Raw genomic sequence first — 18,190 nt, forward strand, 5'->3', positions numbered from 1 at the left:
CGGCCGCAGGGGGAGGTGGATCAGGAGCAGGAGTCGAGCGTCGGGGGCTCGGGGGTCTCGGCACCGGAGGCGCCCAGGGTCTCCTCGAAGGCGTCCGCCCACGAGCCGTCCTCGAACGACTCCTCGAGCACACCGTTGATCCACTCGCACATCTCGGGGCGCTCGAGGCTGTAGCCGATGCCGATGCGCTCCTCGGAGAACTCGTCGCCGACGACCTTGAGCGCGCCGTCGTACTGCGCCGCGAGGCCCAGCAGGATCGAGCCGTCGGTCGACATGGCGGGCACGGTGCCGTCCGCGACCTGCTCGGCGCAGAGGCTGTAGGTGTCGGCGGGGACGCCGACCGCGCCGGCCTCGGTGACGTTCTCGAGCGAGGTCGAGCCGGAGGCCGAGCAGACCTCCTGGCCCTGGAGGTCCTCGATCGACTCGACGTCGCTGTCCTCGGGCACGAGCACCTGCTGGCCGGTGAGGAAGTAGGGACCCGCCTGGCCGACGAGCTCACGGCGCGCGTCGGTGATCGAGTACGACGCGGCGACCAGGTCGACGCGGCCCGACTGCAGGTAGGGCTCGCGGTTGTCGGAGATGGTCTCCTCGTAGGTCACCTTGCTGGTGTCGTCCGGGTCGATGCACAGGTCGGCGATGAGCAGCTTCGCGATCGCGACGTCGAAGCCGCGCGGCAGGTCGTCGTTGGTGCCCTTGAAGCCGAGGCCCGGCTGGTCGAAGCGCACGCCCACGTTGATCTCGCCCGCGTCGGCGAGCTCGGCCATGCGCGAGCCCTCCTCGAACTTGCCGTCGCAGTCGTCGTCGGCCTCGACGGTGGTGTCGGCACCGCCCACGGCGTCGTCGTCGCTGCCGGCGTCGCCGCAGGCCGCCAGGGACGCGGCGAGCACCACGCCCGAAGCCGCGGCCATCATCCTCTTGAGTCGCATCTGTTCCTCCTCGCTCCCCCTCGGTGGGGAGCAGATCGATCCGGTGGGTGGGTCCCGGCGCAGGGAACGCGCCGGATCAGGTCAGGTGCAGGTCAGTGCTTGAGGATCTTCCCGAGGAAGTCCCGGGCCCGCTCGCTCTGCGGGTCGGTGAAGAACTCCTCGGGGGTGTTCTCCTCGACGATCTGACCGTCGGCCATGAACACGACGCGGTCGGCGGCCGTGCGGGCGAAGCCCATCTCGTGGGTCACGACGATCATCGTCATGCCGCCCTGCGCGAGGCTGACCATGACGTCGAGGACCTCCTTGATCATCTCCGGGTCGAGCGCCGAGGTGGGCTCGTCGAAGAGCATGACCTTGGGCTCCATCGCCAGCGCGCGGGCGATGGCCACGCGCTGCTGCTGGCCGCCGGAGAGCTGGGCCGGGTACTTGTCCGCCTGGTGGCCGACGCCCACCCGGTCGAGGAGCTCGCGGGCCTTGCGCTCGGCGTCGGCCTTCGACTGGCCGCGCACCTTGATCGGGCCCAGCGTCACGTTCTCGAGGATCGTCTTGTGGGCGAAGAGGTTGAAGCTCTGGAACACCATGCCGACCTCGGCGCGCAGGTTCGCCAGCGCCTTGCCCTCCTGGGGGAGCGGCTGGCCGTCGAGCGTGATGGTGCCCTCGCCGACGGTCTCGAGGCGGTTGATGGTGCGGCACAGCGTCGACTTGCCCGAGCCCGACGGGCCGATGACCACCACGACCTCGCCGCGGTGGACCGTCAGCTCGATGTCCTGGAGCACGTGGAGCTGGCCGAACCACTTCTGCACGCCCGTCAGCACGACCAGGGGCTCGCCCTGGCCCGCCGGCGCCGGGCCTTTCTCCAGCGTCGTCATGGCGCTGGAACCTAGTGCTGCATGGTCCTTCCGGGCCAGTCCCCCTGGTCCGGCGGGATCAATCGGGACCGATTCGTGACCGTCGGCCGGGACGCGGCGGGCGTTCCCGACTCGGCGGGGGGCCGTTCCGCGCCGTACCCTGGACCGGTCATGCCTGAGACCGCCACGCCCGCCCCGCGCACCTACGACGTCCGCACGTTCGGCTGCCAGATGAACGTGCACGACTCCGAGCGCCTGACCGGCCTGCTCGAGGACGCCGGGATGGTCAAGGCCCCGGCCGGCGAGGACGCCGACGTCGTCGTGCTCAACACCTGCGCGGTGCGGGAGAACGCGGACAACAAGCTCTACGGCAACCTCGGCCACCTCGCGCCGGTGAAGGCGCGCCGGCCCGGGATGCAGATCGCCGTCGGCGGCTGCCTCGCGCAGAAGGACCGCGGCGAGATCACGCGCAAGGCCCCCTGGGTCGATGTCGTCTTCGGCACCCACAACATCGGGTCGCTCCCGGTGCTGCTGGAGCGCGCGCGGGTGGCGGAGGAGGCGCAGGTCGAGATCCTCGAGAGCCTCGACGTCTTCCCCTCGACGCTGCCGACGAAGCGGGAGTCGGCCTACGCCGCGTGGGTGTCCATCTCGGTCGGGTGCAACAACACGTGCACCTTCTGCATCGTCCCCAGCCTCCGCGGCAAGGAGAAGGACCGCCGCCCGGGCGATGTGCTCGCCGAGATCGAGGCGCTCGTCGCCGAGGGCGTCACCGAGGTGACGCTGCTGGGGCAGAACGTCAACGCCTACGGCGTCGAGTTCGGCGACCGCCAGGCGTTCTCCAAGCTGCTGCGCGCCTGCGGGGAGATCGAGGGCCTCGAGCGCGTGCGGTTCACCTCGCCGCACCCGGCCGAGTTCACCGACGACGTCATCGAGGCGATGGCGGAGACGCCCAACGTCATGCCGTCGCTCCACATGCCGCTGCAGTCGGGCTCCGACACGGTGCTCAAGGCGATGCGTCGGTCCTACCGGCAGAAGAAGTTCCTCGGCATCATCGAGCGGGTCCGCGCCGCGATCCCCGACGCCGCGATCACCACCGACATCATCGTGGGCTTCCCCGGCGAGACCGAGGCGGACTTCGAGGACACGCTCCACGTGGTCCGACAGTCGCGCTTCTCGGGCGCGTTCACGTTCCAGTACTCCACCCGCCCCGGCACCCCCGCCGCCACCATGGAGGACCAGATCCCCAAGGCGGTCGTGCAGGAGCGCTACGAGCGCCTCGTCGCGCTCGTCAACGAGATCGCGTGGGAGGAGAACCGGCGCCTCGAGGGCCGTCGCCTCCAGCTCATGGTCGCCGAGGGCGAGGGCCGCAAGGACGCCGCGACCTCGCGCCTGTCCGGCCGCGCCCCCGACAACCGGCTCGTGCACTTCGCCGCCGACTTCTCGCTCGTCGAGGGCCAGGTGCCGCGGCCCGGTGACATGGTCGAGGTCGAGGTCACGTACGGCGCGCCCCACCACCTCGTCGCCGACGGGCCCGTGCTGGCGGTGCGCCGCACGCGGGCCGGCGACGCGTGGGAGCGCCGCACGGCGGAGCCCGCCGCGCCTGCCGGCGTCTCGCTGGGCATGCCGACCATCGGTCAGCCGGCACCGCTGCCGGTCGTCGAGAGCGCCTGCGCGCGCTGATCCCGGCTCGGCCCCGCTTGCGTGGTGGATCCGGTGCGCCTGGCGGTCGCCGATCCACCACGCAAGGGGGTCAAGCGGCTGCAGCCGCGCCCACGGGGCACCCGCTGCCGCACGGTCGGGGTGCCCCCTCCCAGCCGCGGCGCTGCAGCAGCCCGGCGAGCTTGAGCGCCGTCGCGCACGACCGGTCGACCACCTGGCCGTAGGACAGCCGCACGGTCGCGAGGCCGTCCAGGGCGGCGTCGAGGTCACGTTCCATGTCGCGGTCGCGTGCCGCGGTCGTGCCGTGGTGCAGCCGCCCGTCGAGCTCGACCACGAGCCCGTCGACGGCGGCGTCCCGGTAGACGATCCCCGACGGCGTCACGGCGCGCACCTGGCGCGAGAAGGCTGGCAGCCCGTGCGCCCGCTCGACCCGGTCGAGGAAGGCCTGCTCGAGCACCGAGCAGGTGCCGGCGGCCACGTCCTCGAGCACGCCCTGCCAGAACGCGCGGTCGCGCACCCGGGGTCGCGAGGCGAGGTTCTCGGCGAGCTTGGCCGCGATGGTGTGGCGGCCCTGGACCCCGGCGGCCAGCACCGCGATGCCGTCGAGCCGGGTCCGCGCCGCGAGGGCCACCGTCACGCTGGCCTCCTCGTACCGCTGCCGCGGCGGGGAGGTGTTCCACTGGGTGCCTGCGTCCTGCCGCTCGAGGCGGTGGATCCGGACGCCGCTCCGTCCAGCGAGCACGCGGTCGCGCGCGACCGCCACGTGGATGGGCCCGTCGTCGTCGTGCCGCCGTCGCCCCGGGCCGTCCGCCGCGCGGAGGGCGGAGACGCCGTGGAGGGAGGCCGGCCAGGTGAGCAGCACCGCTGCCCATGCGCGCTGTCGCCAGGTCAGGGGGCCGCTGTGGGCGACGTACACGCCCGGGTGGACGGTGACGAGCAGGCCGCGCTCGACCCAGCGGCGCACCTGCCACGGCGCGGCGCCGCCACCGTCGAGCAGCTGGCGGCGTGCGATCACGGAGTCCTGCTGCGCGAGCAGGGCCAGGACGGGGTCGGGGAGCGAGGGACGCACGGCTCCACGGCTACCCCGTGGCGCGGAGGAGATGCAGCCGGTCGCCGCCCCTGTGGACAACGGCTGTGTGGTGGATCAGGAGCGGACGGTCGCCCCCGATCCACCACGCAGGTGGATCAGGCCGGCGGCTCCGACTCGGCGTCGGCGTCCTCGGACGGCTCGCGGTCGTCCTCGCCCTCGGTCGGCTCCTGCTGCTTGTCATCGGGCGCGGTGACCTCGTCGGGGAGGTGGTCCTCCACGCCCGGGTTCAGCTCGGGGTCGGGGTCGGCCACCAACGGCTCGGCGCTCGCGTAGCGGTCGCCCGGCGCCGCGTCGGGGCCGCCCGGGTTGGGCTCGGCCGGCTCGATGGTGGGCTCGGGCTGGGGTCCGGGATCGCTCATCGGGGCTCCTCCTCGGGGCGCGGCACGGTGGTCTCGATCAGGACCCGAAGCCGAAGGTGGTGTACGGCGCGAGTCCGGCCCCCACCGTAGCCAGCCGCTCCACGTCCGTGCCCGCGGGCGAGGCCGCCAGCGCCTGCAGCACCGTCAGCTCGTGGGGCACGACCGGGTCGGGCAGCGCGTCGAGGGGGAACCACCGCAGGTCGGCGCACTTCGCGCCCTCCATGACCCGGGGCTCGCCGGTCCACGCGGTCGCCGCGAAGAAGAAGTCGACGCGCTCGTCGATGGCGGGCGAGACGTCCGGCCCGGGGGCGCGCCGCTGCATCGTGGTGAGGAAGGTCAGCTCCGGCTCGATGCCGAGCTCCTCGGCTGCCTCGCGCCGCGCCGCGTCGGGCGCGGTCTCGCCCTTTTCGACGTGTCCGGCCGCCCCGGCGGCCCAGTGGCCGTCCATGAACCCGGTGCCGCTGCGCAGCTGCAGCAGCACCTCGACCGCACCGGAGCCGCCGGCAGCCCCCGGGCGCACGCACACGACGTACGCCGCGGGGACCACCGCGAAGCGGCCCCGGACCGTGTCCGGGGCGCTGGTCGTCACCGGGGGGTGCGGGGGCCGGAGCCCGTGGGGCCGGTGGGGCCGGTGTCGCCGTCGTTCTTGCCGTCGAGCTTCTCGAGGCCCTCCTTGGCCTTGACGGTGCCCTTGGCGATCTTGTCCGAGTACTTGCCCTTGGTCTTCTCGTCCGCGAACTTCGCGGCCTTGTCGATGCCGCCGGTGATCTTGTCGCCGTGCTTGTCGACGGCGCTCGACGCCTGCGTCCGGGCCTGGCCCAGGACGCTCTTGAGCTTGTCGCTGAATCCCATCTGGTGCCTCCTCGCCCGGGGTCCCCGGGCAGCTGTCGGTGGTCGTTCGGTGGTCCCGCGCGGTGGCTGGAAGGATAGCGAGGGTGAGTGAACGCCCGCCGATCGTCGCCGTCGTCGGCCCCACGGCCGCGGGCAAGACCGACCTGTCGCTCGCGCTCGCCGAGCGGCTGGGCGGGGAGGTGGTCAACACCGACGCGATGCAGCTCTACCGCGGCATGGACGTCGGCACCGCGAAGCTCCCGGAGGGCGAGCGGCGCGGCATCCCGCACCACCTGCTCGACCTCCTCGACGTGACCGAGCCGGCCAGCGTCGCGACCTTCCAGGGCCAGGCGCGCGCCGTGATCGCCGAGATCCGGTCACGCGGGCGGGTGCCGGTGCTCGTCGGGGGCTCGGCGCTCTACACGCGGGCGGTGCTCGACCGCTTCGAGTTCCCGGGCACCGACCCCGCCCTGCGGGCCGCGTACGACGCGGAGCTCGCCCGCGTCGGGTCCGCGGCGCTCCACGCGCGGCTGGCCGAGGTCGACCCCGAGGCGGCCGCCGGCATCCTCCCGGAGAACGGGCGGCGGATCGTGCGGGCGCTCGAGGTCGTCGAGCTGACCGGGCGGTCCTTCAGCGCGTCGTTGCCGGTGCTCGAGTACGTCGACGAGCGCTCGGTGCAGGTCGGCGTGCGCATCGACCGTCCGACGCTCGATGCCCGCATCGCGCAGCGGGTGGACCTGATGTTCGCCGCGGGGTTCGTCGCGGAGGTGGAGCGGCTGCTGGCCGCGGGCCTCGGCGAGGGGCTGACCGCGGCGCGGGCGATCGGCTACCGGGAGGTGGCGGCGCACCTCGCCGGCGAGCTCACCGAGGCGGAGGCCCGGGAGCGCACCGTCGTCGCGACCCGCCGCTTCGCGCGGCGCCAGGAGTCGTGGTTCGGCAAGGACCCGCGCATCGCGTGGGTCGACTGGGACGCGCCCGACCGGGTGGACCGCGCGGTCGCCGCGGTGCGGGCGCTCGACGAGAGGATGGGTCCGTGACCACCACCTACTTCACCGCCTCCAGCCTCGACGGGTTCATCGCGACCGAGGACCACTCGCTCGACTGGCTGCTGACGCGCGACATCGACGAGGAGGGTCCCGGCGGTCCCACCGCGTTCGTCGCCGACGTCGGGGCGCTGCTCATGGGGGCGTCGACCTACTCCTGGCTCGTGCGGAACGCCGGGGGAGAGGCGTGGCCCTACGCCGTGCCGGCCTGGGTGCTGACGCACCGGGGCGACGAGCTGGCCGCGGCGCGGCCGGAGGCGTGGGCGGGCGCGGACATCCGGTTCGTCGCCGCGGACGACGACGAGGCCCTGCGCGCGATCCACGTCGAGGCGGTCGCCGCTGCCGCGGCGCTCGCCCGCACGGTCGTGTGGGTGCTGGGCGGCGGCGAGCTGGCGGGCCGGGTCGCGGACCTCGGGCTGCTCGACCGCGTCGAGCTCGCCTACGCGCCGTGCGTGCTCGGGTCGGGTGCCCCGGTCCTCCCGCGGCGCCTCGAGCTCGCGCTGCGGGGGACCGGCCGCAACCGCGACTTCGTCATCGCGACGTTCGACGTCGTCCGCTGAGGGCGCGTTCGGTCGGCGTCGGCGTGCCGCGCTCGGGGGTCCAGCCGGGCGGGCCCGCGACGTACCCCCACCGCTCGCGCCAGGTGCGCGCGCCGCGCACGTCGGCCCAGATCTCGCGGTAGTGGCCGTACTGCAGCTCGAGCAGGTTGAACGTCTCCACCTTCGTGGTGAGGCCGTAGCGCGGGCGTCGGTGCTCCTCGGCGAAGGTGCCGAAGAGCCGGTCCCAGACGATGAGGATGCCGCCGTAGTTCTTGTCGAGGTACTCGGGGTCGGAGCCGTGGTGGACCCGGTGGTGCGACGGCGTGTTCATGACGAGCTCGACGGGGCGCGGCAGCTTCTGGACCAGCTCGGTGTGCACGTAGAACTGGTAGACGAGGTTGAGGCCGAACGCGACGTACAGCGTCCAGGGCGCGAACCCCAGCAGCGGCAGCGGGAGCCAGAAGAAGAACTCGAACCAGGGGTTCCACTTCTGGCGCAGCGCGGTGCCGAAGTTCATGAACTCGCTGGAGTGGTGGGCCTGGTGGCCGGCCCACGCGATGCGCACCCGGTGGCTGAAGCGGTGGTGCCAGTAGTAGCCGAGGTCGACGCCGAGCACGACGAGCACCCAGTACCACCACGTGTCCGTCGGCAGGTGGAACGGCGCGACGTAGGCGTAGACCGCCACGAAGCCGACGAACGAGACGACCTTGAAGAGCGTGAGGAAGACGAGCGAGACGACGCCCATGGAGATCGACGCGCGGGCGTCCTTGAGCGCGTAGCCCGTCACGTTGTCGTCGTGGTCGAGCCAGCGCAGCGCCGCCAGCTCCACGAGGATCGTCAGCACGAAGAAGGGCGCCGCCCAGGTGACGGGGTTCTTCAACGGGTCGAGCACGTCCTGCATGGGCACCTCCGGGATATGACCTCGGGGTAACTTACTCCTAGGTCAGTTCCCCTGGCTAGGGTTGCCGCATGACCTCGGCCCCCCGCACCGGCACCAAGGGCGTGCCGCGGGCCGAGCGCGAGGCCCAGATCCTCGAGGTCGCCCTCGCCGAGCTCGGCCGGGTGGGCTACGCCGCCGCCTCCGTCGCGACGATCGCGCGGGGGGCCGGCATCTCGAAGCCGATGGTCTACAGCTACTTCGGCTCCAAGGAGGGCCTGTACGCCGCGTGCGTCGACCTCGCCGGAGCCGTCGTCGCCGACGAGGTCGAGCGCAGCGCCGCCCTCGGGGCCGTCGGGCTCGAACGGGGCCTCCTCACGGTGGCCGGCCTGACCGAGGCCCTGGACGGTCGGCCCCACCTGTGGCGCGTGCTCTTCGACCCGACGGCGCCCGGCGTCGGACCGGCCGCCGAGGCCGCGCGCCGCCACACCACCCGCCTGCACGAGCGCGCCGTCGAGGGCGTGGGGGAGATGCTGCGCCTCGCCGGTGACGCCGACCCGGCCGACCTCGACCTCATGGTGCAGGTCTGGGTCGGCATCCTCGACACCGTCATGCGCTGGTGGGCCGACCACCCCCGCGAGGACGGCGCCGCGGTGCTCGCGCGCGCGGAGCGGGTGGTCGGCGCACTCCTCGGCGTGCGCTGAGCGGTCGCCGGCTCAGCCCGGCTCAGCCCGGGCCGGCCGGGTCCAGGTCGAGCACGCGGCGTACCCACGCGACCACCGCCGGGGGAGCGTGCCGACGCTGCAGCACCCCGGAGTGGTGGGTGGGCCAGGCGCGGGCGACGACGGGCACGCCGGCCGCGCGCCAGCGCCGGACCAGGGCAGCCGTGAGGGGTGCGGGCGCGACCTCGTCGAGGAGACCGAGGTCCACGCGCACGGGGAGTCGGGGGAGCGCGACGTGGAGCACGTCCTCGGCGTGCAGGTGGGCGAGCAGCGCGGCGCGAGCGGTGGCCGCGCGCGGGCCCCACACGGCGGCGGGCGCCAGCCCGCCCCACGACGCGGCGTCGGCCAGCTCCACGAGGCAGCGCTCGTCGAGGTGGGACCAGCGCGCCGCCGCGTCCGGGGAGAGGCCGCCGTCGAGCAGGAGGGCCTCCAGTGCCGGGTCGACCGTGGTCGCGCCCCGCAGCATGAGGCCGGTGAGGGCCGTGACGACGCTCGTGCCGGGGACGCGGACGCGCAGCCGGCTGGCGAGGCCGATCGTGCGGTCCGTCCGGGTCACGGGGGTCAGGGCGGCGACACCCCGCAGGTCGTGCCCCGTCCGCTCGTCCTGCCGCGACCGGGCCGCCGCGTGCAGCACCGCCACGGCGCCCTCCGAGTGGCCGACGGCCACCCAGGCGTCGCCGATGCGCGGGTCCAGGGCACGGCGTGCGGCCGCCATGTCGAGCACGGAGCGGGCGAGCGAGGAGCCGACGAGGTAGGGATGCGGTCCGGGGCTCCCGATGCCCTCGTAGTCGGGACGCAGCACCGCCACCCCGTGCGCCAGCAGCCCCCGGCAGACCTCGTCGCCCTGCGTCATCCGCCGCCGCTCGGGGTGGTCGGGCGTGCAGGCGCTCGGTGCGGCGCGGTCGCCACCGCCGGTCGTCATGTGGCCGTAGACGACGTAGGGCCAGCCGCCCGGCGGGGGCGGGGTGGCCGGCACGTGGAGGAGGCCGGTCTGCTCCACCGCCGCCCCCCGCACGTCGTGCGACGGGAAGCGCACGACGCGTCCGGGGATCACCAGCGTCCCCGCGGCAGGCGGCGGCGCAGCCGGGCGGGCACCAGCCCGATCCGTTGCCCGGGCGCGCGGTCGGCGCGCTCGAGCAGGTCGGCGAAGAAGCGGGCCACGGGCTCGAGCTGGGCGACGTCGACCTTGTCGAGGGTGTCGGCGTCGTCGTACAGGTAGAGCGGTCCCGAGATGAGGCTGACCGTCGGGACCCCCGCCACGAGCGTGAAGGAGGCGTCGGTCGGGATGCCCGCGCGCGACAGCTCGAACGGGGTGGCGTTGAGCAGGCTCGTGCTGTGCACCCCGTGGCGCCGCAGCGCACGCACGAGCTGCACCTTCCACCAGGGGTTGAGGTTCTCGAAGAGTCCCCGCGGCTCGGTCGCGTCGAGGGTCTCGAACCCGCCGTCCGCGCCGCGCCGGGCCCGGAGACCGACGTGCTCGACGGTCAGGTTGAGCACGACGTCGTACGGCGAGGCCGGGTCGAGCACGTAGCGCCGGGTGAACTCCTGGTGGGCCTGGTAGCCGGTGAAGTGCGTGTCGAAGGTCGTGAACAGCACGTTCTTGCGGGGCCGCCACCCTCCACGGACGCGGGCGGCGAGGTGCTCGGCGAGGGCGACGACCTCCGCGGTGCCCGTGGCGTCCTCGACGGCGCCGGGGCCGACGGAGTCGTGGTGCGACTGCACCATGACGGTCTCCCGGCTGCGGCCCGGGAGCAGTCCGAGCACCGTCTGCGAGGGCACCTCGTCGCGCTGCACGTGGAGCACCAGCTCGGCGGTGGACCCCGTGCGGAGCCGGGCGCGGAGCCGCCGGCCCGTGGCGGCGGTGATCCAGGCGCCGGGCAGGCCGAGGAGGTGCCGGCGGTAGTACTCGTTGTGGTACCCCACCGACTCCGGGTAGTCGCGCAGCACGCCCACGACCGCCGCCGCCCCGGCCTCCCGGGCCGCCGCCACGACGCGTGTCAGCGACGTGACGTAGGGGTTCCGGCTGCGCATCACCTCGCGGCGCAGCACGCGCCGACCGGGGTCGTGGAACCACTCCGTCACCGGGAGCAGCGACCAGAGCGCCATGTCGAAGGAGAGGTCGAAGAGCACGACGGCGCCGCGGGCGTCGGGTCCGTCGGGCCGGCGCAGCACGGCGGGATCCGCACCGATGTCCACCACCCGCCCGCGGACGGTGCCGCCGAGCGGCCCGACGGCGTCGTGGGCGGGCAGCGCCGAGTGCAGCACGGGCGCGCAGGCGACCGGCTCCCCGTCGACGGTGAGCCGGCACTCCTCGGCCCGCCAGGCGTACGACGCGACCTCGAGCACCTCGGTCCGCAGGCCGGCGGCGGCGAGCCGCCCCTCGACGTACGCCGCGGCGGCGCGCCCGCCGGGGGTGCCGGTCGCGCGCGGGGCGAGCGCGACGAGGTCGCGCACGGTGGCGAGGATGCTGTCGGCGTCGAGGTGCACGCCGCGAGCGTAGGTCCCTGACGGCATTCGCTCTCCGCTTGCCTGGATTCCGTCACGGAAGTGCGCCGATCGCCTAGTCTCCGTCACGTGCCCGCACTGCTCGACGAGGTCGACCTCGCCGTCGTCCACGCCCTCCAGGTCGCGCCCCGGGCGCCGTGGACCCAGGTCGGCGCCGCCGTCGGCGTCGACGCCGCGACCGCGGCCCGGCACTGGGACCGGCTGGTCGGGGAGCGCCTGGCGTGGTGGACCGTCTGGCCCACCCCGGAGCAGTGGTCGACCACCACGGACGTCGCCGTCGTGCGCGTGCGTCCCGCGCCGGGGACGCTCGACGCCGCGGCGGACCGCTGGTGTGCGCTGCCCTGGGTGCTCGGGGTCGACGAGACGCCGCTCGGGCTCGTCGCCCTCGCCGCGGGAGACGGAGGGCTGGCCGCGCTCGCGGCGCGGGTGCGGGAGCAGGAGACCGCGGACGCCCGGCTCGAGCACGTGTCCCTGGCGCAGCGGGTGCTCCGCGAGGACTCGACGTGGCGGCTCCGCGTGCTCGCCCCGCGCCAGCTGCGGGTGCTCGAGGGGCCGGCGGCTCCCGTGGACCCACCGCCGCCGGGCGCGCCCGTCGCCCTCGTGCAGGAGGTCGCGGAGGCGTTGCGCGACGACGTCCGCACCTCCCACGCGGCGCTCGGGCGTCGGCTCGGCGTCTCCGAGGCGACGGCGCGCCGTGCGCTGGCACGGGTGGCGCGGGCCGGTGCCCTCCGCTTCGGCTGCGACGTCGCCATGCCCGCGGTGGGGCTGGGGCGCGGGGTGCTCCTCGCCGCGCGGGCCGTCGGCGAGGACCGCGACGGGGCCCTCGCGCGGGTCGTCCGCGACCCCGCCGTGCACCGGGTCGCCGAGCTGGTCGACGACGCGCCGCTGCTCGTGGCGCTGCGGACGGCGACGCTGGAGCGCCTCCCCGAGCTCGAGCGCGGCTGGGGCAGCGGGATCGAGGTGGTGGGTCGCACGGCGGTCGTGCGGACCCGCAAGCGCAACGGGCACCTCCTCGACGCGGAGGGCCGGTCGGCCGGCCACGTCACGCCGACGTGGTGACGCCCCCGTCGCGCAGCGCATCGTCGAGGCGGTAGCGGCGCAGCGGCACCAGGCTGAGCACCACGAGCGTCGCCGGCACGAGCGAGATGCCGAGCGCCACGGCCAGCCGTGCGGCGTCGGTCTGCTCGACCGCGCCGCCGCTGGCGGAGGCGTAGCCGCCGAGCGTGAGCACGAGGCCGAACAGCGCCGGCCCGAGCGCGTACCCCAGGAGCTCGCACCCCGACCAGACGCCGCTGAGCGTGCCGGACTGGTCCTCGCCCGAGGCGGCGGCGTCGTGCGCGGCGAGGTCGGGCAGCATCGCGAGGGGCAGGAGCTGGCCGCCGGCGTACCCGACCCCGACGACCCCCGCGCCCACGAGCAGGGCCACCGTGCCGCCGTCGCGGGCGAGCAGGAGCGCGACGAGCCCGACGGCGAGCACCCCGGTCGCGAGGGTGAAGGCGTCCTTCTTGCCCACGCGCAGGGCGACCCGATGCCACACGGGGGCGACGACGACGGCCGGGCCCACGAACGCCACGAAGGCCCAGGTCGCGAAGGCGGGGTCGCCGACGAGGGTGCGGGCGGCGTAGACGATGCCGGCGAGCACCGTGCCCATGGCCGCTGCCTGCAGCACGAAGGCGAGGAGCAGCGTGCGCGCGTGCGGGGAGGCCAGGGCCACCGCGAGCTGCGTGCGCAGCGACGCGGTCGTCGCCGGGGTGCGGCGCAGCGGCGCGCCCCGGGTGCCCCACGCGAAGGCGGCGGTGCCCGCGGCGATGACGACCGCCATGACGATCCCCATGGTCCGGTAGCCCGTCAGGCCACCGACGGCGTCCACCAGCACGGGCGCGGAGCCGCCGGCGAGGAGGATCGCGAGCGTGATCACGACGACGCGCCCGGTCATCAGTCGGGTCCGCTCGTCGTAGTCGTCGGTGATCTCCGCCGACATCGCGAGGAAGGGGACGAAGAAGAAGGCGTACGCCGCGGCGGCGACCAGCGAGCAGCCGAGGGCCCACGCCGTGGCGGCCACGGGCCCCGCCACCGGTGCCGCGAACAGGGCCGCGAAGGCGAGGGCCATGACGACCCCGGCGCGCACGACGAACGGGCGGCGCCGGTCGGCGCGGGGCGAGCGGTCGCTGACGCGGCCGGCGACCGGGTTGAGCACGACGTCGAGCGCCTTCGGGGCGAGCACGACCAGGCCGGCCACCGCGGCCTGCACGCCCAGCTCGTCGGTCAGGTAGGGCATGAGGAGCAGTCCCGGGACCGTGCCGTAGGTGCCGGTGGAGACCCCGGCGAGGGCGTAGCCCACGCGGGTCCTGCGGGGGAGCGCCGTCATGCCCGGATGCTAGGAGCGGCGTGATGTGGCTCCGGGTCGTGCGTCGAGGATCCGTCACCGGGCCACCCCGTCGCGGGCGGATCGGTCGCTGACGTCGCCCACGGGCCCGGATGCCGTCGCGCCGGCCGTGCGCTGGGCTCGGTCCCCAGGCCCGTGGGACCATCGGAGGCGTGACCCGCTCGCACGCGCCGTACCCCTTCGCCAAGGGCCACGGCACCCAGAACGACTTCGTCATCCTCCCGGACGCCGACGGCGACCGGCACGAGGAGATCGACGCCGCGGGCGTGCAGCGGCTGACCGACCGCCGGGCCGGGATCGGCGGTGACGGCATCCTCCGGGTGGTGCGCACCGCCGCCACCGCCGACCCCGCCGCCGTCGCGGCGCGGGACGAGGCGGAGTGGTTCATGGACTACCGCAACGCCGACGGGTCGATCGCGGAGATGTGCGGCAACGGCATCCGCGTCTTCGCCCGCTGGCTCGTCGATCGGGAGGGCGTGGACGCGACGACGCCGATCCGGGTCGCGACCCGGGCCGGGGTGCTGGCGGTCGCGGTCGAGCCGGACGGGCGGATCAGCGCCTCGATGGGCGCGCCGCGGCGCCTCCCCGCCTCCGCGGTGACCGTCCGTGACACCGGCGCGACCCTGCCGACGACGGGCGTCGACATGGGCAACCCGCACGCCGTCGCCTTCGTCGACGACCTCGCGGAGGCGGGGTCGCTGCTGAGCGAGCCGGTCTACGCCGCGGCGATCTACCCGACCGGCGTCAACGTCGAGTTCGTCGTGCGCCGCGGTGAGCGGCACGTGGCGATGCGGGTCCACGAGCGCGGGTCGGGGGAGACGCTCTCGTGCGGCACCGGCGCGGCGGCGGTGATGGTCGCGAGCGCGCTGGCCGACGGTGCCGTGCCGGCCGACGGCACTCCGCCCGCCGAGCCCGTCGTCTACCGGGTCGACGTGCCGGGTGGCGAGCTCGACCTCACGTGGACCCCGGCCGGCGACGTGGTGCTCACCGGGCCCGCCGAGATCGTCGCCGAGGGCTTCACCACCCTGGGCTGACGGCGCGGGGGCCGTTCAGCCGTCCGCCGGGGCGCCGAGGCGCGACCGACACCCGGGGTTCACCCCCGGCCGGTGGGCTGCGGTGCGTGTCGAGGTCACGGCTTCTCGGGCGGTCGGTCATCCAACGACGGGGCGTGCTCGCCCTGGGCGGCGGCGTGGTGGGGGGCGTGCTCCTCGGGCGGTCGCCCCTCGACGGCGACGCGGTGCAGGCCAGGGTCACGAGCCGACCGGTGCCGCGCAGCACGCCCGGGCTGGTGCGCAGCCGGGACGCGATCACCCACGCGCAGACCGGCGACGTCACGCCGACGTCGGGGGTGCTCTGGGCGCGCGGCGAGGCCCCGGGCCAGCTCCAGGTGCGCCTGCGCAGCGGCGGCCGGGTGATCGGCACCCGGGTCGGGCCGGCCGGCACCGCGGAGACCGACTTCACGGCCCGCCTGTCCCTCACCGGCCTCGAGCCGGGCCGCGACTACGAGGCCGACCTGTGGTTCGCGGGCCCCGACGGCACCGAGAGCGACCTGACCCACGTCGCCTTCACGACCCCGTCGGACACCCCGGCGCGCACGACGTTCGCCTGGTCGGGCGACACCTGCGGGCAGGGCTACGGCATCAGTCCCGACGCGGGCGGTCTCGTCGCGTACGGCGCGGTGGCCGACCTCCGCCCCGACGTATTCATCCACTGCGGCGACAACATCTACGCCGACGAGCCGATCACCGACACGGTGGTCGAGGTCGACGGGTCGGTGTGGCGGAACGTCGTCACGGAGCACGTGCAGCGGCCGGCGCAGACCCTCGCGGAGTTCCGCGGGCGCTACCGCTACGTGCTGCTCGACGACAACGTCCGGCGGCTGCACGCCACCACGCCCGTGATCTCGCAGTGGGACGACCACGAGACGACGAACAACTGGTACCCCGGCGAGATCCTGGACGACGAGACCACGACGTTCCGCTACACCGACGAGCGGCGGGTCGACGTGCTCGCGCGGATGGCCCGCCAGGCGTTCCAGGAGTACATGCCGATCGGCGAGGCCCACCTCCTGGGCCGCGGGGCGACCGGGTTCGCCGAGAAGGGGCTCTACCGCAAGGTGCCCCGTGGTGCGCACCTCGACGTCTTCTGCCTCGACCAGCGCACGTTCCGCGGGGCCAACTACGCCGGCACGGCCGAGGGCGAGCCGGCGTTGCTCGGCGAGGAGCAGATGGAGTGGCTCATCCGGGAGGTCACGGCCTCGCGCGCCACCTGGAAGGTCATCTCGGCCGACCAGCCGATCGGGCTCGCGCCGCGCCGCCAGCAGGACCTCGACGGCTACGGCAACGGCGACCACGGGGCGCCGCGGGGGCGCGAGCACGAGCTGGCGCGGATCCTGTCGGCCTTCAAGGCGGCGGGCGTGCGCAACGTCGTGTGGATCACCGCGGACGTGCACTTCACCGCAGCGCACCGCTTCGACCCCGCCGACGCGACCTACACCGACTTCGACCCCTTCTGGGAGTTCATCTCGGGGCCGCTGGCGGCCTGCGCGTTCGGGACGAAGGAGCCGGACCGGACGTTCGGGGCGACCCAGCTCTACGTCAAGGGCAATACCGTCGATCACCGGCGCGCGCCGCAGCCCGACCAGACCTACGTCGGGTGGGGCGAGATCGACGCCGACGGCCGGCTGCGGGTCGAGCTGCGGGACGCGGCCGGCACCGTGCTGTGGTCGGTGGACCTCGATCCGGAGGATCCCGTTACGCCTGCGGCTTAACCCGTCGCGCGGGTGGGACGGGCGACCTACTCTGGTAGCCGTATGAGCAACGCACCTGACTTCTCCCTCTCCGCCGAGCTGGCGGCCACCTCCGACTGGGACGACGACGACTTCGTCTCCGGGTACGCCGACGAGCCCGAGGAGCCCGACGACCTCGTCGAGGACGTCGTGCCCGTCGACGGGCCGGACCCCGAGGACCTCACGACCGGCGCGATGGACCTCGCCGAGCGCCACCAGCTGCGCCGCGTGGCCAGCTTGCGCACCGAGCTCGAGGACATCACCGAGGTCGAGTACCGGCAGCTCCGCCTCGAGCGCGTCGTGCTCGTCGGCGTCTGGACGGAGGGCTCCGTCGCCGACGCCGAGAACTCCATGGCCGAGCTGGCCCTGCTCGCCGAGACGGCGGGCTCCGAGGTGCTCGAGGCGCTCTACCAGCGCCGGCAGAGCCCCGACCCCGCGACGTACGTCGGTCGGGGCAAGGTCGAGGGCATCGCCGAGATCGTGCAGGCCACCGGCGCCGACACCGTCATCTGCGACGGTGAGCTGGCGCCCAGCCAGCTGCGCAACCTGGAGGACCGGCTCAAGGTCAAGGTGGTCGATCGCACGGCGCTGATCCTCGACATCTTCGCCCAGCACGCGAAGAGCCGCGAGGGCCAGGCGCAGGTCGAGCTGGCGCAGCTGAGCTACATGAAGCAGCGCCTGCGCGGCTGGGGTGGCAACCTGTCGCGCCAGGCCGGCGGCCGGGTCGCCGGCGGCGCGGGCATCGGTGGTCGCGGACCCGGTGAGACGAAGATCGAGACCGACCGCCGTCGCATCAACACCAAGATCGCCAAGCTGCGTCGACAGCTCGCCCAGATGAAGGGCACGCGCGACACGATGCGCTCCGAGCGTCGGCGCAACCAGATCCCCAGCGTCGCGATCGCGGGCTACACCAACGCGGGCAAGTCCTCGCTGCTCAACCGGCTGACCGACGCCGGCGTGCTCGTCGAGAACGCCCTGTTCGCGACCCTCGACCCGACGACGCGGCGCACGACCACGTCCGACGGTCGGGTCTACACGATGTCCGACACCGTCGGGTTCGTGCGCCACCTGCCCCACCAGCTCGTCGAGGCGTTCCGCTCGACCCTGGAGGAGGTCGCCGACTCCGACCTCATCCTCCACGTCGTCGACGGGTCGCACCCCGACCCCGAGGGCCAGATCGCCGCCGTGCGCGAGGTGTTCGCCGAGATCGGCGCCGACAAGGTGCCCGAGCTGCTCATCGTCAACAAGGCCGACATCGCCGACGAGATCGCGCTGGCGCGCCTCAAGCAGCGCGAGCCGCACCTGGTCGTCGTCAGCGCCCGCACCGGCGAGGGCATCGCCGAGGCGCTGCGCGTCGTCGAGGGCGAGCTGCCCCACCCGGCGGAGCCGTTCGACGCGCTGGTGCCCTACGCGCGGGGCGACCTCATGAACCGCATCCACCAGCACGCGGAGATCGACCAGCTCGAGCACACCGGCGACGGCACGCGCGTCTCCGGTCGCGCGAACGCGTCCCTGGCGGGCGAGCTCGCGCCGTACGCCGCGGGGTGAGCCCCGCTCCCCGGCCGCGTGCCGGGGAGCGGGGCCGCACGGCGTTGCCGATGCCACGGCGCGGCGGAG

At 74.4% G+C, this 18,190-nt stretch carries 18 protein-coding genes; 8 read left to right on the forward strand and 10 right to left on the reverse strand.

Going from position 1 to position 18,190, the window contains the following annotated elements; all coding sequences use genetic code 11:
* Nucleotides 1-20: 20 nt before the first annotated feature.
* Both PIR53_20095 and PIR53_20100 read right to left on the reverse strand, forming a co-directional pair.
* Nucleotides 21-926: a glutamate ABC transporter substrate-binding protein gene (locus PIR53_20095; protein ID WZH52301.1), complete on the reverse strand. Its 906-nt coding sequence runs from the start codon at nucleotides 924-926 to the stop codon at nucleotides 21-23.
* A 92-nt stretch (nucleotides 927-1,018) separates the two neighbouring features.
* Nucleotides 1,019-1,747 (reverse strand): amino acid ABC transporter ATP-binding protein, encoded by a 729-nt coding sequence (locus PIR53_20100; protein WZH54483.1) that lies wholly within the window; start codon nucleotides 1,745-1,747, stop codon nucleotides 1,019-1,021.
* A gap of 198 nt (nucleotides 1,748-1,945) precedes the next feature.
* Between PIR53_20100 and miaB the strand changes: the two genes are divergently transcribed.
* Nucleotides 1,946-3,454: a tRNA (N6-isopentenyl adenosine(37)-C2)-methylthiotransferase MiaB gene (gene miaB, locus PIR53_20105; protein WZH52302.1), complete on the forward strand. Its 1,509-nt coding sequence runs from the start codon at nucleotides 1,946-1,948 to the stop codon at nucleotides 3,452-3,454.
* Between the two features lie 70 nt (nucleotides 3,455-3,524).
* Here miaB and PIR53_20110 read toward each other — a convergent pair whose 3' ends face one another.
* From PIR53_20110 to PIR53_20125, 4 genes are all read right to left on the reverse strand, one after another.
* A complete protein-coding gene (locus tag PIR53_20110; GenBank protein ID WZH52303.1) occupies nucleotides 3,525-4,502 on the reverse strand; it encodes a hypothetical protein in 978 nt (325 codons plus the stop codon).
* Between the two features lie 116 nt (nucleotides 4,503-4,618).
* Nucleotides 4,619-4,882: a hypothetical protein gene (locus tag PIR53_20115; protein ID WZH52304.1), complete on the reverse strand. Its 264-nt coding sequence runs from the start codon at nucleotides 4,880-4,882 to the stop codon at nucleotides 4,619-4,621.
* Between the two features lie 37 nt (nucleotides 4,883-4,919).
* A complete protein-coding gene (locus tag PIR53_20120; protein WZH52305.1) occupies nucleotides 4,920-5,471 on the reverse strand; it encodes an NUDIX domain-containing protein in 552 nt (183 codons plus the stop codon).
* Nucleotides 5,468-5,734 carry an antitoxin gene (locus PIR53_20125; GenBank protein WZH52306.1) on the reverse strand — a complete coding sequence of 89 codons (267 nt, stop codon included), beginning with the start codon at nucleotides 5,732-5,734 and terminating at the stop codon, nucleotides 5,468-5,470. The genes PIR53_20120 and PIR53_20125 overlap by 4 nt, the downstream gene beginning before the upstream one ends.
* Nucleotides 5,735-5,817: 83 nt before the next feature.
* Here PIR53_20125 and miaA point away from each other — a divergent pair, with 83 nt between their 5' ends.
* The gene (gene miaA / locus PIR53_20130; GenBank protein ID WZH52307.1) at nucleotides 5,818-6,750 is read left to right on the forward strand and encodes a tRNA (adenosine(37)-N6)-dimethylallyltransferase MiaA; all 933 of its coding nucleotides are present in this window, start codon (nucleotides 5,818-5,820) and stop codon (nucleotides 6,748-6,750) included.
* The gene (locus PIR53_20135; GenBank protein WZH52308.1) at nucleotides 6,747-7,316 is read left to right on the forward strand and encodes a dihydrofolate reductase family protein; all 570 of its coding nucleotides are present in this window, start codon (nucleotides 6,747-6,749) and stop codon (nucleotides 7,314-7,316) included. Before miaA ends, PIR53_20135 begins: the two co-directional genes overlap by 4 nt.
* On the opposite strand, the gene PIR53_20140 is transcribed toward PIR53_20135, so the two are convergent.
* Nucleotides 7,288-8,196: a sterol desaturase family protein gene (locus PIR53_20140; protein ID WZH52309.1), complete on the reverse strand. Its 909-nt coding sequence runs from the start codon at nucleotides 8,194-8,196 to the stop codon at nucleotides 7,288-7,290. The genes PIR53_20135 and PIR53_20140 overlap by 29 nt on opposite strands.
* A gap of 68 nt (nucleotides 8,197-8,264) precedes the next feature.
* On the opposite strand from PIR53_20140, the gene PIR53_20145 reads away from it, so the two are divergent.
* Nucleotides 8,265-8,876: a TetR/AcrR family transcriptional regulator gene (locus PIR53_20145; protein ID WZH52310.1), complete on the forward strand. Its 612-nt coding sequence runs from the start codon at nucleotides 8,265-8,267 to the stop codon at nucleotides 8,874-8,876.
* A gap of 22 nt (nucleotides 8,877-8,898) precedes the next feature.
* On the opposite strand, the gene PIR53_20150 is transcribed toward PIR53_20145, so the two are convergent.
* The gene (locus PIR53_20150; GenBank protein ID WZH52311.1) at nucleotides 8,899-9,948 is read right to left on the reverse strand and encodes a lipase family protein; all 1,050 of its coding nucleotides are present in this window, start codon (nucleotides 9,946-9,948) and stop codon (nucleotides 8,899-8,901) included.
* Nucleotides 9,945-11,381, reverse strand: coding sequence for a M28 family peptidase (locus tag PIR53_20155; protein ID WZH52312.1), 1,437 nt, complete (start codon nucleotides 11,379-11,381; stop codon nucleotides 9,945-9,947). The genes PIR53_20150 and PIR53_20155 overlap by 4 nt, the downstream gene beginning before the upstream one ends.
* Before the next feature lie 87 nt (nucleotides 11,382-11,468).
* Between PIR53_20155 and PIR53_20160 the strand changes: the two genes are divergently transcribed.
* Nucleotides 11,469-12,458 carry an AsnC family protein gene (locus tag PIR53_20160; protein ID WZH52313.1) on the forward strand — a complete coding sequence of 330 codons (990 nt, stop codon included), beginning with the start codon at nucleotides 11,469-11,471 and terminating at the stop codon, nucleotides 12,456-12,458.
* Here PIR53_20160 and PIR53_20165 read toward each other — a convergent pair.
* Entirely contained in the window at nucleotides 12,442-13,767 is a 1,326-nt protein-coding gene (locus tag PIR53_20165; GenBank protein ID WZH52314.1) for an MFS transporter, read from the reverse strand. The genes PIR53_20160 and PIR53_20165 overlap by 17 nt on opposite strands.
* A 170-nt stretch (nucleotides 13,768-13,937) precedes the next feature.
* On the opposite strand from PIR53_20165, the gene dapF reads away from it, so the two are divergent.
* The 3 genes from dapF (at nucleotide 13,938) to hflX (ending at nucleotide 18,121) form a co-directional block, all read left to right on the forward strand.
* The gene (dapF, locus tag PIR53_20170) at nucleotides 13,938-14,819 is read left to right on the forward strand and encodes a diaminopimelate epimerase (GenBank protein WZH52315.1); all 882 of its coding nucleotides are present in this window, start codon (nucleotides 13,938-13,940) and stop codon (nucleotides 14,817-14,819) included.
* A gap of 134 nt (nucleotides 14,820-14,953) precedes the next feature.
* Nucleotides 14,954-16,555 carry an alkaline phosphatase D family protein gene (locus PIR53_20175; GenBank protein ID WZH52316.1) on the forward strand — a complete coding sequence of 534 codons (1,602 nt, stop codon included), beginning with the start codon at nucleotides 14,954-14,956 and terminating at the stop codon, nucleotides 16,553-16,555.
* Nucleotides 16,556-16,597: 42 nt separating this feature from the next.
* A complete protein-coding gene (hflX, locus tag PIR53_20180) occupies nucleotides 16,598-18,121 on the forward strand; it encodes a GTPase HflX (GenBank protein ID WZH52317.1) in 1,524 nt (507 codons plus the stop codon).
* The last annotated feature ends 69 nt before the right edge of the window (nucleotides 18,122-18,190 follow it).

It is taken from the genome of Nocardioides alkalitolerans (genome assembly GCA_038184435.1).
Lineage (GTDB): Bacteria > Actinomycetota > Actinomycetes > Propionibacteriales > Nocardioidaceae > Nocardioides > Nocardioides alkalitolerans_A.